Source organism: Streptomyces sp. MAI_2237 (assembly GCF_054189285.1).
The window spans coordinates 595,306-609,736 of record NZ_JAJPGQ010000003.1 but is presented as its reverse complement, the minus strand read 5'-3'; the positions used below and the strand labels follow the sequence as shown (position 1 = coordinate 609,736).

Here is a 14,431-nt window from a genome sequence, read left to right as displayed (position 1 = left end):
TCACTGACCGACCGGATGCGTCGGCCGATGGACGCACCGCCGTCGGGCGGGGCGGGTGGGAGCCCGGGCCCGGCCGGGAGCCGGGCGGCCCCCCACCCGCGACCGTCAGATGGGCCGGGACCGCAGCCCCTCCAGCAGGATGTCCAGCAGCCGCGCGGACGCCGCGGCCTGCTGGGCCGCGTCCGGCAGCGAGGGCGCGGCGGTGGCGATCACCAGCAGCACGTCGGACACCGACACGTCGGCCCGCAGTTCACCCGCGGCCCGGGCCCGCTCCACCAGCTGCCCGACGACCTCCAGCAGCGCCGAGGCGCCCGCGTCGTCGTCCGCGGCCATCCCCGCCGAACCGCCCTCGGGGACCAGCCGCAACTCGCCGGCGCCGGGCTGGGTCCGCTGCAGCGGCACCCGCGCCTCGTCGAACACGCTCCTGCCGTCCCGCTCCTCGGCGACGCCGACCCGCAGCACATGGGGCGGCAGCAGCCGGCCGGCACCCGACGCCACGGAGGTCCGCAGGAAGCGCGACAGCGCCGACCACGGCTCGTCCTCCTGCCCGAGCGCCGCCCGGGCCTGGTCGGTCAGCCGGGAGGTCTCCTCCTCGGCTATCCGGCGCACCAGGACGTCCTTGCTCGGGAACCGCCGGTACACGGTCCCCACACCCACCCGCGCGCGCCGCGCCACGTCCTCCATCGGCGCGCCGTACCCGAGCTCGCCGAAGACCTCGCGCGCCGCGCGCAGCACGTGCTCCAGATTGCGCTGTGCGTCCACGCGCAGCGGCGTCGTACGCGTCTGGTCCCCGCGTCCGTTGCCCGCCGCCGCGCTCATCATGCCGCCGGCCGCGAGTGCGGACGCGGACGACCAATGAGAGTCCTGAACATGCATAAGCGTTCCCCCGGTAATGACGTCTCCCCCCGGAGACTCTCCCCGCCACTGAAAGCCGGAGCGTGCGAAGGAGCAGGACCGTCGGGCCGCCCGTCGCGGACTTCCGATCCGATGAAGCGCATCCCCCTACACCCCGTCGACTCACGAACATAGTTGAGAGGGGGTCAATTCAGAAGGGGCAGGTTCCGCACGGAGCGCCCCCCGATCGGAGCACGAGTCGTATACGTCCCGATTGCACCCCTCCGCGCCCCCCGGCGCACGCCCACTGACCTGCGCTCCTTGTGGGCACTCCGGCAATTCGGCCAACTCCGGAGATCCCCGGCCCGCGGTCACACAAATTGTCGAGGCTGTGGACAAACTCAAGAGCTGGGTGCGTCATGGGATGGTGAAGGAACGTGCGCGCATTCTCGTTGTCGGCGGCGGCTACGTCGGGATGTACACGGCCCTGCGTCTGCAGCGGAGACTGAAACGGGAACTCGCGCGGGGCGAGGCCGAGATCACGGTCGTCACTCCCGACCCGTACATGACCTACCAGCCCTTCCTCCCTGAGGCGGCGGCCGGCGCGATCTCCCCGCGGCACGTCGTCGTTCCGCTGCGCCGCGTCCTGGACCACTGTCACGTCGTCGTCGGCGAGGTCCGCTCCATCGACCACGCCAAGCGCACCGCCACCCTCACCACCCTGGCCACCGAGGAGGAGGGCACGGGCGCCGAGCAACTGCCGTACGACGAACTCGTCCTCGCGCCCGGCTCGATCTCCCGCACGCTGCCCATCCCCGGCCTCGCCGAGCACGCCGTCGGTTTCAAGTCGGTCGAGGAGGCCATCGGCCTGCGCAACCACGTCATCGAGCAGATGGACATCGCCTCCTCCACCCGCGACCCGGAGATCCGCGACGCGGCCCTCACCTTCGTCTTCGTCGGCGGCGGCTTCGCCGGCGTCGAGGCGCTCGCCGAGCTGGAGGACATGGCCCGCTACACCACGCGCTACTACCACAACGTCCAGGCCGAGGACATGAAGTGGATCCTGGTCGAGGCCTCGGACCGCATCCTGCCCGAGGTCGGCGAGGAGATGGGCCGCTACACGGTCACCGAGCTGCGCCGCCGCAACATCGACATACGGCTGAACACCCGCCTGGAGTCCTGCGCCGACCGCATCGCCGTCCTCAGCGACGGAGCCCGCTTCCCGACCCGCACGATCGTCTGGACGGCCGGCGTCAAACCCAGCCCGCTGCTCGCCGCCACCGACCTTCCGCTCACCGCGCGAGGACGGCTGAAATGCACCCCCCAGCTGACGATCGACGGCACCCCGCACGCGTGGGCGGCGGGCGACGCGGCCGCCGTCCCCGACGTCACCGCCGAAGAACCGGGCAGGGAGACCGCCCCCAACGCCCAGCACGCCGTCCGCCAGGCCAGGGTCCTCGGCGACAACATCGCCCACGCGCTGCGCGGCGAGGAGCTTCAGACGTACTCCCACCAGTACGTCGGCTCGGTGGCCTCACTCGGTCTGCACAAGGGCGTGGCACACGTCTACGGGCGCAAGCTGAAGGGCTACCCTGCCTGGTTCATGCACCGCGTCTACCACCTCAGCAGGGTGCCCACCTTCAACCGCAAGGCCCGTGTCCTGGCGGAATGGACCCTCTCGGGCCTCTTCAAACGGGAGATCGTCTCGCTCGGCTCGCTCGAACATCCCCGAGCGGAGTTCGAACTCGCTGCCGGTGGAAAGCCTCCTGTCGATCCCGCGGACGACCCGAAGGGGTCGTCCTGACCGGACCCAGGAACTCCACCGACCGGGTGGGCGTCTGACGGATGTCGCTCCGGTAGGCCACACTGCCAGACTGATCCCCGCCCCAGGGCGAGCGCCCGCTCACCCTTCGAACCCAAGAGGCTCTTCCCACCGTGCTGCACCCAGGGGGCGTCACGCCCCACTTCTCCGGCAGGGACCGGAGCCGCGCCAGGACTCCGAAGACGCCGGAGACGACGACACGAGGCAAGGATTCGTGAACTTCACGCGCTGGAACGCCCGGCTCCCCGGAACGCAGCGCCGCGCGGCAGCGCGGACCGACCACACGGTCGCCCCGGACCGCCCGGCCGACGGCGCGGGCTCCGTCCCCTCGGCCCGCGCCGAACAACTCACCCAAGAGGCTCCCCACCTGCCCGCCGTGGACGAACTCCCCGTCCGTGAGGTCCTCGACCGCGTCCCCGCCCTGGTCGCCCTCCTGCACGGCCCCGACCACCGCGTGGCCTACGTCAACGACGCCTACGTGACCGCCTTCGGCCTGCGCCCCCTCGGCGAGCCCACCCGCGAGTCCCTCCCCGAACTCGCCGAACTGGGCCTGCTCCCGCTCCTCGACCAGGTGCTGCGCAGCGGCAGGCCCCGCACCCTGAAGAGCCGCAAGGCCCCCGACGGCCGCTCCTACACCTTCACCTGCACCCCGGTCACGGATGCCGACCACGCGGGCGTGCTCGTCTTCGCCACCGACGTCACCGACCACGCCGAGGCCGCCGAACGCCTCCGCGCCAGCGAACGCAGCCAGCGCGAGACCGCGGTCACCCTCCAGCGCTCCCTCCTGCCCCAGGAGCTCGAACAGCCCGACGACCTGCGCATCGCCGCCACCTACCAGCCCGGCGGCACCGAGGCCGCGGTCGGCGGCGACTGGTACGACGTCATCACCCTCGGCGGCGGCCGCACGGCCCTGGTCATCGGCGACGTCATGGGCCGGGGCGTGCGCGCCGCGGCCGTCATGGGCCAGCTCCGCACGGCGGTCCGCGCCTACGCCCGTCTCGACCTGCCCCCGCACGAGGTCCTGCAGCTCCTCGACGGCCTCGCGGCGGAGATCGACGCCAACCAGATCGCCACCTGCGTCTACGCCATCCACGACCCGAACGAGGGCCGGCTGGTGTACGCCTCCGCCGGCCACCTCCCCATCCTGGTCCGCGACGAGACCGGCGCCGTCCAGCGCGCCGACGAGCCGACCGGCCCGCCCCTCGGTACCGGCGGCTGGATGCACGCCTCCGGCTCCGTACCGCTCGGCCCCGGCTCCACGGCCGTGCTCTACACGGACGGCCTGGTGGAGCGCCGCGACGCGGACCTGGACGAGGGCATCGCGGCCCTGGAGGCCGCCCTGTCCGGTGCGACCGGCACCCCTCAGGTGGTCTGCGACCGTCTGGTCCGCTCGGCCGGGGTCACCGCCGACCACGACGACGACGTGGCGGTCCTGGTCCTGCAGCACCCCGCCCGCACCGGCACCGACAGCGAGCTGTTCCGCAACGCCGCCCTGGAACTCCTCGGCGGCGTCGAAGCGGCCCCACGCGCGCGTGCCTTCGCCTCTGGTGTCCTGACCAGTTGGCGCTTCCCCGCCGAGCTGCACGACCTCGGCGTCCTCGCGGCGAGCGAGCTGGTCGCCAACTCCCTGCAGCACGGCATCCCGCCCATGCGCCTGAGGCTGCGCCGCACGGACCGCCGCCTGATCATCGAGGTGACGGACGGCGACGACCACCTGCCGCGCCGCCGCCGCGCCGAACCGGGCGACGAGTCCGGGCGGGGCATCGCGATCGTCGCGACGATCGCCTCGAACTGGGGCTCGCGCCGGACCCCGGGTGGCGGCAAGGCCGTATGGTGCGAATTCGTCCTGCCGAAGGGCTCGCCCTGACGGCACCCGCCGCCGGTGACCGCCCACGACGGCCGCCGGCTCACGCCTCCGCGGCAACAGCCCCCGTGGACGTCCCGCCCCGTGCGACGACCCTGCTCCGGCTCCGCGCCAGCCACGGCTGGTCCTGTACGGCGGTCAGCCGCCGCCCCAGCCGCAGCGCGAGGACGGTGATGCCCAGCGAGAACAGCAGGAACGTCACCACGTACGGCGCGTGCAGCGAGGCCCCCATCGGGCCGCCCACCGCCGGCCCCACGGCCAGCGCGAGCTGCTTGACCAGGGCGAACGCCGAGTTGTACTGCCCCGCCATGCCCGTCGGCGCCAGATCGGCGACCAGCGGCGCGACCGTCGGCGACAACATCGCCTCCCCGAGCCCGAACAGCGCGTACGTCGACACGAACGCGGCCGTGGCCATCTCCCGGCTGCCGTGCCCGAGCCCGGCGTACCCCGCCACGACCCACGCCACGGCCCAGATCAGCCCGACCCCCGCGATCACCCGGGACCGGCGCCGGCGCTCGACGAACTTCAGCACGGCGAACTGCGCGACGACGATCATCAGGGTGTTGGCGGCCAACGCGGTCCCGAGCGCGGACGTGGAGATCCCGGCCGCCTCGACGCCGTACGCGCTCAGCCCCGACTCGAACTGGCCGTAGCAGGCGAAGAACAGCACGAAGCCCAGCACGGACAGCTGCACCATGGCCCGGTTGCCGAGCAGCTGCTTCCAGCTGCCCCGGCCCGCCGACGCGGGGGCACCCTCGATGCGCGGCGCACGCGGCATCCGAACCGTCGCCATCACCCCCGCCAGCACCAGGAACATCGCCGCCTCGATGGAGAACAGCAGGGTGAAGGAGTCGACGCGCGTAGCGTCCACAAGATGACCGCCGATGAGCCCGCCGACGCCGAGCCCGAGGTTCTGCAGGAAGAACTGCGTGGCGAAGGCGCGCGAGCGGGTGTCCGCGGTGGAGACGTCCACGATCATCGTCGCCAGCGCCGGCTGCATCACGGCCTGCCCGGCCCCGAGCGCGGCGGCCGCGAGCAGCACGGTCGTCGACGTGGCCGCCAACCCCAGGCCCAGCGCACCGACGGCGGCGGTGACCAGGGCGGCGATCAGGACCGGCAGCGGACCGCGCCGGACGATGGCCCGCCCGGCGAACGGCAGCACGATCAACGCGGCCACGGCGAAGACGGCGAGGACCAGCCCCGCCGTCATGGCACCCAGCCCCCGCACCTGCGCCACATAGACGTACAGGTAGGGGACGGTGAAACCGAGCCCGAACGCGCTGAGTGCGTTGCCCACGTGGATCCGGCGCATCGCTGCGCCCATCGCCCTGGTCACGTTCACCTCTCTCATCTGATGGAAGCCTCGCTCCGAAGAGCTTAGGAGTGAAGACTTCAAAGCTAAAGTTCGATATCGAAGAGTACATATTCAAGGACTTCGAGGCAAAGCAGGGGCGTGGGATACTGCTCACATGGCCGAGCCCCCCGGCGCCACGGAGCCGACACTCGAAGAGCAGATCGCCGCGTACCAGCGAGAGTTCCGGGACCTCGACCCCCAGGTCGAGAAGATCGTCTCGGCGCTGTCCCGGCTGAACCGCCGTATGAACGTCGCGTACGGCCGGCAGACCGCCGCCCTCGGCATCAGCAACGCCGAGTGGGAGGTCCTCAAGGCCCTCGTCCTCTCCGGCGCCCCCTACCGCCTGGGCCCCAGCGACCTCGCCAAGCGCCTCGGCCTGACGCCGGCCGCGATGACCCACCGGATCGACCGCATGGTCGCCGAGGGACTGGTGACCCGGGAACGGGACGAGTCCAACCGGGTCCGCGTCATCGTCGAGCTGACGGTGGAGGGCCGCGAGAAGTGGCTGGAGGCGATGCGACTTGCGACGGTCTTCGAGGAGGATCTCCTCCAGGACCTCTCGGCCGAGGACCGCACGGCCCTGGGTGAGGTCCTCATCCGCCTGCTCCGCAGGGTGGAGCACGCCCAGCCGGACGCGGGCGGACGCCTCACCGACCTGGACTAAAAGATGTTGACAGCGGGCGCTTGACAGGCCATCGCCGGATCCGTAAAGTTCTTCGGGTTGCCACGGGGCCGTAACGGTTCTTCGGCAACACCTCCGCCGCAGCAGCGGCAAACCAAACCATCAGCACGATCTCCCAGCCGGGTTGATTTCGGCGTGCCCGAATTCAATTCGACTTGGATCTCAGCGGCCCGATTGGGAATCGCCGAGAGGATCCGCTAAGGTTTGAGACGTCGGAACGGCCCAACAGCCGGGAAGACAACCCGCTCTGACGGGGAATCAGACGCCGAAAGGATCTGATAGAGTCGGAAACGCCGGAAAGGAAACCGCGAAACAAAAGCGGGAACCTGGAAAGCGCCGAGGAAATCGGATCGGGAAACGGTCTGATAGAGTCGGAAACGCAAGACCGAAGGGAAGCCCGGAGGAAAGCCCGAGAGGGTGAGTACAAAGGAAGCGACCGTTCCTTGAGAACTCAACAGCGTGCCAAAAGTCAACGCCAGATATGTTGATACCCCGACACCGGGATTTCCTGGTGGCGAGGTTCCTTTGAAGAAAACACAGCGAGGACGCTGTGAACGGTCGGGCCTATTCCGCCTGACTGTTCCGCTCTCGTGGTGTTCATCCCGATTACGGGAAAACATTCACGGAGAGTTTGATCCTGGCTCAGGACGAACGCTGGCGGCGTGCTTAACACATGCAAGTCGAACGATGAACCACTTCGGTGGGGATTAGTGGCGAACGGGTGAGTAACACGTGGGCAATCTGCCCTTCACTCTGGGACAAGCCCTGGAAACGGGGTCTAATACCGGATAACACTCTCGCAGGCATCTGTGAGGGTTAAAAGCTCCGGCGGTGAAGGATGAGCCCGCGGCCTATCAGCTTGTTGGTGAGGTAATGGCTCACCAAGGCGACGACGGGTAGCCGGCCTGAGAGGGCGACCGGCCACACTGGGACTGAGACACGGCCCAGACTCCTACGGGAGGCAGCAGTGGGGAATATTGCACAATGGGCGAAAGCCTGATGCAGCGACGCCGCGTGAGGGATGACGGCCTTCGGGTTGTAAACCTCTTTCAGCAGGGAAGAAGCGAAAGTGACGGTACCTGCAGAAGAAGCGCCGGCTAACTACGTGCCAGCAGCCGCGGTAATACGTAGGGCGCAAGCGTTGTCCGGAATTATTGGGCGTAAAGAGCTCGTAGGCGGCTTGTCACGTCGATTGTGAAAGCCCGAGGCTTAACCTCGGGTCTGCAGTCGATACGGGCTAGCTAGAGTGTGGTAGGGGAGATCGGAATTCCTGGTGTAGCGGTGAAATGCGCAGATATCAGGAGGAACACCGGTGGCGAAGGCGGATCTCTGGGCCATTACTGACGCTGAGGAGCGAAAGCGTGGGGAGCGAACAGGATTAGATACCCTGGTAGTCCACGCCGTAAACGGTGGGAACTAGGTGTTGGCGACATTCCACGTCGTCGGTGCCGCAGCTAACGCATTAAGTTCCCCGCCTGGGGAGTACGGCCGCAAGGCTAAAACTCAAAGGAATTGACGGGGGCCCGCACAAGCGGCGGAGCATGTGGCTTAATTCGACGCAACGCGAAGAACCTTACCAAGGCTTGACATACACCGGAAACGTCTGGAGACAGGCGCCCCCTTGTGGTCGGTGTACAGGTGGTGCATGGCTGTCGTCAGCTCGTGTCGTGAGATGTTGGGTTAAGTCCCGCAACGAGCGCAACCCTTGTTCTGTGTTGCCAGCATGCCCTTCGGGGTGATGGGGACTCACAGGAGACCGCCGGGGTCAACTCGGAGGAAGGTGGGGACGACGTCAAGTCATCATGCCCCTTATGTCTTGGGCTGCACACGTGCTACAATGGCCGGTACAATGAGCTGCGATACCGTGAGGTGGAGCGAATCTCAAAAAGCCGGTCTCAGTTCGGATTGGGGTCTGCAACTCGACCCCATGAAGTCGGAGTCGCTAGTAATCGCAGATCAGCATTGCTGCGGTGAATACGTTCCCGGGCCTTGTACACACCGCCCGTCACGTCACGAAAGTCGGTAACACCCGAAGCCGGTGGCCCAACCCCTTGTGGGAGGGAGCTGTCGAAGGTGGGACTGGCGATTGGGACGAAGTCGTAACAAGGTAGCCGTACCGGAAGGTGCGGCTGGATCACCTCCTTTCTAAGGAGCACTTCTTACCGAGTTCGCTCGGTCAGAGGCCAGAACATCAGCGAATGTCTGATGCTGGTTGCTCATGGGTGGAACGTTGACTATTCGGCCGGGTTCTGGGTCGGAGGCTGCTAGTACTGCTCGTAAGAGCGTGGAACGCATGATCTCCGGGCGGGAGCTGGCCGGGCACGCTGTTGGGTGTCTGAGGGAATGGTTTTCCTCAGTCGCCGGCCCCAGTGAACTCACCGCTTGTCGGTGGGGTGATGGGTGGCTGGTCGTTGTTTGAGAACTGCACAGTGGACGCGAGCATCTGTGGCCAAGTTTTTAAGGGCGCACGGTGGATGCCTTGGCACCAGGAACCGATGAAGGACGTGGGAGGCCACGATAGGCCCCGGGGAGTCGTCAACCAGGCTTTGATCCGGGGGTGTCCGAATGGGGAAACCCGGCAGTCGTCATGGGCTGTCACCCTTGCCTGAACACATAGGGCAAGTGGAGGGAACGCGGGGAAGTGAAACATCTCAGTACCCGCAGGAAGAGAAAACAACCGTGATTCCGGGAGTAGTGGCGAGCGAAACCGGATGAGGCCAAACCGTATGCGTGTGAGACCCGGCAGGGGTTGCGCATGCGGGGTTGTGGGATCTCTCTTCTGTCGTCTGCCGGCGACAGGACGAGTCAGAAACCGTTGATGTAGGCGAAGGACATGCGAAAGGTCCGGCGTAGAGGGTAAGACCCCCGTAGTCGAAACGTCAGCGGCTCGTTTGAGAGACACCCAAGTAGCACGGGGCCCGAGAAATCCCGTGTGAATCTGGCGGGACCACCCGCTAAGCCTAAATATTCCCTGGTGACCGATAGCGGATAGTACCGTGAGGGAATGGTGAAAAGTACCGCGGGAGCGGAGTGAAATAGTACCTGAAACCGTGTGCCTACAAGCCGTGGGAGCGTCGGACATCAGCTTGCTGGTGTCTCGTGACTGCGTGCCTTTTGAAGAATGAGCCTGCGAGTTTGCGGTGTGTTGCGAGGTTAACCCGGGTGGGGAAGCCGTAGCGAAAGCGAGTCCGAATAGGGCGATTCAGTAGCACGCTCAAGACCCGAAGCGGAGTGATCTAGCCATGGGCAGGTTGAAGCGGAGGTAAGACTTCGTGGAGGACCGAACCCACCAGGGTTGAAAACCTGGGGGATGACCTGTGGTTAGGGGTGAAAGGCCAATCAAACTCCGTGATAGCTGGTTCTCCCCGAAATGCATTTAGGTGCAGCGTCGTGTGTTTCTTGCCGGAGGTAGAGCACTGGATAGGCGATGGGCCCTACCGGGTTACTGACCTTAGCCAAACTCCGAATGCCGGTAAGTGAGAGCGCGGCAGTGAGACTGTGGGGGATAAGCTCCATGGTCGAGAGGGAAACAGCCCAGAGCATCGACTAAGGCCCCTAAGCGTACGCTAAGTGGGAAAGGATGTGGAGTCGCACAGACAACCAGGAGGTTGGCTTAGAAGCAGCCACCCTTGAAAGAGTGCGTAATAGCTCACTGGTCTAGTGATTCCGCGCCGACAATGTAGCGGGGCTCAAGCGTACCGCCGAAGTCGTGTCATTGCAGCATGAGGGCCAACGCCCGCTGTGATGGGTAGGGGAGCGTCGTCTGCCGGGTGAAGCAGCACCGGAAGGTAGTTGTGGACGGTTGACGAGTGAGAATGCAGGCATGAGTAGCGATTCACACGTGGGAAACGTGTGCGCCGATTGACTAAGGGTTCCTGGGTCAAGCTGATCTGCCCAGGGTAAGTCGGGACCTAAGGCGAGGCCGACAGGCGTAGTCGATGGATAACCGGTTGATATTCCGGTACCCGCTGTGAAGCGTCAAACATCGAGCATCGTGATGCTAAGGCCGTGAAGCCGCCCCGGAGCCTTCGGGCAAAGGGGAGTGGTGGAGCCGCCGAACCAAGCGGTTAGTAGGTGAGTGATGGGGTGACGCAGGAAGGTAGTCCATCCCGGGCGGTGGTTGTCCCGGGGTAAGGGTGTAGGACGAGTGGTAGGCAAATCCGCCGCTCATGTGTCTGAGACCTGATGCCGAGCCGATTGTGGTGAAGTGGATGATCCTATGCTGTCGAGAAAAGCCTCTAGCGAGTTTCATGGCGGCCCGTACCCTAAACCGACTCAGGTGGTCAGGTAGAGAATACCGAGGCGTTCGGGTGAACTATGGTTAAGGAACTCGGCAAAATGCCCCCGTAACTTCGGGAGAAGGGGGGCCACACTCGGTGATCCGTTTTACACGGTGAGCTGGGGGTGGCCGCAGAGACCAGCGAGAAGCGACTGTTTACTAAAAACACAGGTCCGTGCGAAGCCGTAAGGCGATGTATACGGACTGACGCCTGCCCGGTGCTGGAACGTTAAGGGGACCGGTTAGTCACATTTCGGTGTGGCGAAGCTGAGAACTTAAGCGCCAGTAAACGGCGGTGGTAACTATAACCATCCTAAGGTAGCGAAATTCCTTGTCGGGTAAGTTCCGACCTGCACGAATGGCGTAACGACTTCTCGACTGTCTCAACCATAGGCCCCGGTGAAATTGCACTACGAGTAAAGATGCTCGTTTCGCGCAGCAGGACGGAAAGACCCCGGGACCTTTACTACAGTTTGATATTGGTGTTCGGTTCGGCTTGTGTAGGATAGCTGGGAGACTTTGAAGTCCATACGCCAGTATGGGTGGAGTCGTCGTTGAAATACCAGTCTGGTCGTGCTGGATGTCTAACCTGGGTCCGTGATCCGGATCAGGGACAGTGTCTGATGGGTAGTTTAACTGGGGCGGTTGCCTCCTAAAGAGTAACGGAGGCGCCCAAAGGTTCCCTCAGCCTGGTTGGCAATCAGGTGTTGAGTGTAAGTGCACAAGGGAGCTTGACTGTGAGACCGACGGGTCGAGCAGGGACGAAAGTCGGGACTAGTGATCCGGCGGTGGCTTGTGGAAGCGCCGTCGCTCAACGGATAAAAGGTACCCCGGGGATAACAGGCTGATCTTCCCCAAGAGTCCATATCGACGGGATGGTTTGGCACCTCGATGTCGGCTCGTCGCATCCTGGGGCTGGAGTCGGTCCCAAGGGTTGGGCTGTTCGCCCATTAAAGCGGTACGCGAGCTGGGTTTAGAACGTCGTGAGACAGTTCGGTCCCTATCCGCTGCGCGCGCAGGAATATTGAGAAGGGCTGTCCCTAGTACGAGAGGACCGGGACGGACGAACCTCTGGTGTGCCAGTTGTTCTGCCAAGGGCATGGCTGGTTGGCTACGTTCGGGAGGGATAACCGCTGAAAGCATCTAAGCGGGAAGCCTGCTTCGAGATGAGTATTCCCACCCACTTGATGGGGTAAGGCTCCCAGTAGACGACTGGGTTGATAGGCCGGATCTGGAAGCACGGTAACGTGTGGAGGTGACCGGTACTAATAGGCCGAGGGCTTGTCCTCAGTTGCTCGCGTCCACTGTGTTAGTTCTGAGGCAACGACCGTGTTTTTTTCCGGTCTAACTTCATAGTGTTTCGGTGGTTATAGCGTGAGGGAAACGCCCGGTTACATTCCGAACCCGGAAGCTAAGCCTTATAGCGCCGATGGTACTGCAGGGGGGACCCTGTGGGAGAGTAGGACGCCGCCGAACAATTTTTGAGAAAACCCCCGGCCGGGGATACCGGTCCGGGGGTTTTCTGCGTTCGGCTACCGTTACTGGCATGACCTACAAAGTCCGTTCCATACACGCCGACGAGTGGCGTGAGGTGAAGGCTCTGCGGCTCGCCGCACTGCAGGACCCCGTCGCCCACCTCGCCTTCCTGGAGACCTACGAACAGGCCGCGGCCCGGTCGGACGCGTTCTGGCAGGAGCGGGCGGCCGGCGGGGCCGAGGGGGCGTCCGGAGCGCAGCAGATCGTTGCCGAGGGACCGGACGGCGAGTGGGTCGGAACGCTCACCGTGCTGATGGAGGAGGCCGGCACCACCGACTGGGCCGGCTTTCCGATCGAGCGGCGGCAGGGACATGTCGTCGGCGTGTTCGTGCGGCCCGAGCACCGTGGCATCGGGCTGACCGAGGTGCTGTTCGAGGCCGGTCTGGACTGGGCCTGGGCGCAGGGCGCCGAGCAGGTGCGGCTCATCGTGCACGAGGACAACGGGCGGGCCCAGCGGCTGTACCGGAAGGTCGGCTTCGCGCCCACCGGTGTGACCGTGCCGTTGTCGGCGGCCCCTGGGCAGCTGGAGCTGGAGTTCGCCCTGGAACGCGAGGAGCGTGAGGGGGTCTGACGGGCCGCTAGACCGGCAGTTCGTCGTGCGGCCAGCGGGCGCGGCCCTGCTCCCGGGAGCGGAGGAGGGCCAGCGTCGGCAGACCCCGGTCCGCACCCGCGGCCAGCAGCTCCGGCAGTTGGGGCAGCGGCGCCACGGCGGCCACGTCGTCGAGGACGAGCGTGAGTGGTGGGTCGAGGCGACCGGAGGATGACCGTTCGGCCATGCGCCGGCCACGCTCGACCACGCTGGAGACGAGGGCCGTCAGGAGAGGCATCGCCCCTGGATGGGTCCTGGGGTCCTCGATGGATTCCCCCACTACATAAAGCGTGCCCCCTTCGTGGACGAAGGAATCCAAGGCGAGGGCGTCGGTTCGGTTGGGGGTGCAGGCCTCGCGGATGTTGACGGTGAACAGGGCCGAGAGGGCTCGGCCCGTCAGTTCCTGGGCCATGTCACGGCGTTCGGGGTGGGCGGTGAGCGCTGCCTCGAGCTCGCCGGCGGAGCCGGGGGACGCCTTGGGGTTCGTACGGAGAATGCGGACCGCGTCCTGGACCTGGGTGCCCTGGGCCCAGCGGTGGACGTGGCGGATGGTGCGGCCGTCCACCGCGGCGGCGTGCAGATAGGTCCGCAGGAGCGTTTCCGCGGTGGCCGACAGGGCTTCGTCCAGTTTGGCGGTGGGGCGGATCGGGGCGAGTATCGCGGCCGCCCTCTCCGTCGCCGTCTGCTTGTCCTCGCAGCCCGCCGTGGGGGACCAGTGGAGGCGGGCCGGGGTGTCGCAGAGGTGCGTGGGGTCGTAGAGGTGGACGGGGCCCAGCTTGGCCCGGGCGTCCTTGGTGTCCTGCCACAGGGTCGGGTTGGACGTGACGACCAGGGCGGGGCCCTCGGCGTCCCGTACGGCCTGCGTGGCCGTCGCCTGGCGGCTCGCGGGTGGGCCGTAGTGCACGATGGGCACCCTCGGGTGCTGCAGCACTTCGGTCGGCTGGGGCAGGACGGGCTCGGCCCGGGGGAGCGGCACCTCGTGGATCTCCGCCGCAGGAGGCAGCGGCCGGGCCTCCGGCTCGGGCTCCGGTACGATCACCGCCGCCGTGGCCCGCTCGAGCGCCGCCGACCGTTGCAGGCGCCGCCGGGTCCGCCCGGCCCGCCACCTGGCCACCGTCCCCATGAGGAACACCGTCAGCACGAACAGCACCATCAGCTGACCGATGAACAGGCCCCAGAACAGCCCGTACCCGGAGAGCTGCGTCGGGGGCGTGTCCGGCCAGGCGCCGGTGATGTCGTGCGGGTGGCCGATGAGATGGCGCATGGCGAGGGGCGTGCGGGTGAAGGTCACGCCGTCCGGCCAGGAGCCCTGGGCGAACAGCCCCGCCAGTCCCGTCGCCGACCACACCAGCAGGGTCATGCCGAGGAGGAAGGCGAGCAGGCCGACCAACAGGCCGTCCGGGATGCCGCCCTGGCTCTCCCGGTCGTCCCGCCGTCGCCGCTCGTCCGGTCTGACCACGTCCGCCTCCCG

7 protein-coding genes and 3 rRNA genes are annotated in these 14,431 nt (G+C 66.3%); 7 read left to right on the top strand and 3 right to left on the bottom strand.

Features of this window, described 5'->3' with window-relative positions; translation table 11 throughout:
• Positions 1-105 precede the first annotated feature (105 nt).
• A complete protein-coding gene (locus tag LN251_RS13035) occupies positions 106-876 on the bottom strand; it encodes a TetR/AcrR family transcriptional regulator (RefSeq protein WP_458244587.1) in 771 nt (256 codons plus the stop codon).
• Positions 877-1,258: 382 nt separating this feature from the next.
• Here LN251_RS13035 and LN251_RS13030 point away from each other — a divergent pair, with 382 nt between their 5' ends.
• Complete coding sequence (locus LN251_RS13030; RefSeq protein ID WP_458244586.1) at positions 1,259-2,638, top strand: NAD(P)/FAD-dependent oxidoreductase; 1,380 nt, start codon at positions 1,259-1,261, stop codon at positions 2,636-2,638.
• A gap of 232 nt (positions 2,639-2,870) precedes the next feature.
• A complete protein-coding gene (locus tag LN251_RS13025; protein ID WP_458244585.1) occupies positions 2,871-4,523 on the top strand; it encodes an ATP-binding SpoIIE family protein phosphatase in 1,653 nt (550 codons plus the stop codon).
• Between the two features lie 40 nt (positions 4,524-4,563).
• Here LN251_RS13025 and LN251_RS13020 read toward each other — a convergent pair whose 3' ends face one another.
• Positions 4,564-5,844, bottom strand: a complete 1,281-nt coding sequence (locus LN251_RS13020) for an MFS transporter (RefSeq protein ID WP_458246712.1) — start codon at positions 5,842-5,844, stop codon at positions 4,564-4,566.
• A 145-nt stretch (positions 5,845-5,989) separates the two neighbouring features.
• On the opposite strand from LN251_RS13020, the gene LN251_RS13015 reads away from it, so the two are divergent.
• The 5 genes from LN251_RS13015 (at position 5,990) to LN251_RS12995 (ending at position 12,942) form a co-directional block, all read left to right on the top strand.
• Positions 5,990-6,538: a MarR family winged helix-turn-helix transcriptional regulator gene (locus LN251_RS13015; RefSeq protein WP_458244584.1), complete on the top strand. Its 549-nt coding sequence runs from the start codon at positions 5,990-5,992 to the stop codon at positions 6,536-6,538.
• 637 nt (positions 6,539-7,175) lie between these two features.
• Positions 7,176-8,701: ribosomal RNA gene (locus tag LN251_RS13010) — 16S ribosomal RNA — on the top strand.
• Positions 8,702-9,003: 302 nt separating this feature from the next.
• A 23S ribosomal RNA gene (locus LN251_RS13005) occupies positions 9,004-12,124 on the top strand.
• Positions 12,125-12,194: 70 nt separating this feature from the next.
• Positions 12,195-12,311 (top strand): 5S ribosomal RNA (rrf, locus tag LN251_RS13000).
• Together the 16S, 23S and 5S rRNA genes form the textbook arrangement of a ribosomal RNA operon.
• Before the next feature lie 70 nt (positions 12,312-12,381).
• On the top strand, positions 12,382-12,942 hold the full coding sequence (locus LN251_RS12995; RefSeq protein ID WP_458244583.1) for a GNAT family N-acetyltransferase: 561 nt from the start codon (positions 12,382-12,384) through the stop codon (positions 12,940-12,942).
• Between the two features lie 7 nt (positions 12,943-12,949).
• Here LN251_RS12995 and LN251_RS12990 read toward each other — a convergent pair whose 3' ends face one another.
• Positions 12,950-14,419 carry a type IV secretory system conjugative DNA transfer family protein gene (locus tag LN251_RS12990; RefSeq protein ID WP_458244582.1) on the bottom strand — a complete coding sequence of 490 codons (1,470 nt, stop codon included), beginning with the start codon at positions 14,417-14,419 and terminating at the stop codon, positions 12,950-12,952.
• Positions 14,420-14,431 lie beyond the last annotated feature (12 nt).

What these genes read in the sequence shown, in the direction of transcription:
- LN251_RS12995 (WP_458244583.1), top strand. Translation starts at nt 12,382, where the DNA reads ATGACCTACAAAGTCCGTTCCATACACGCCGACGAGTGGCGTGAGGTG.
- LN251_RS13035 (WP_458244587.1), bottom strand. Translation starts at nt 876, where the DNA reads ATGCATGTTCAGGACTCTCATTGGTCGTCCGCGTCCGCACTCGCGGCC.
- LN251_RS13015 (WP_458244584.1), top strand. Translation starts at nt 5,990, where the DNA reads ATGGCCGAGCCCCCCGGCGCCACGGAGCCGACACTCGAAGAGCAGATC.
- LN251_RS13030 (WP_458244586.1), top strand. Translation starts at nt 1,259, where the DNA reads ATGGTGAAGGAACGTGCGCGCATTCTCGTTGTCGGCGGCGGCTACGTC.
- LN251_RS13020 (WP_458246712.1), bottom strand. Translation starts at nt 5,844, where the DNA reads ATGGGCGCAGCGATGCGCCGGATCCACGTGGGCAACGCACTCAGCGCG.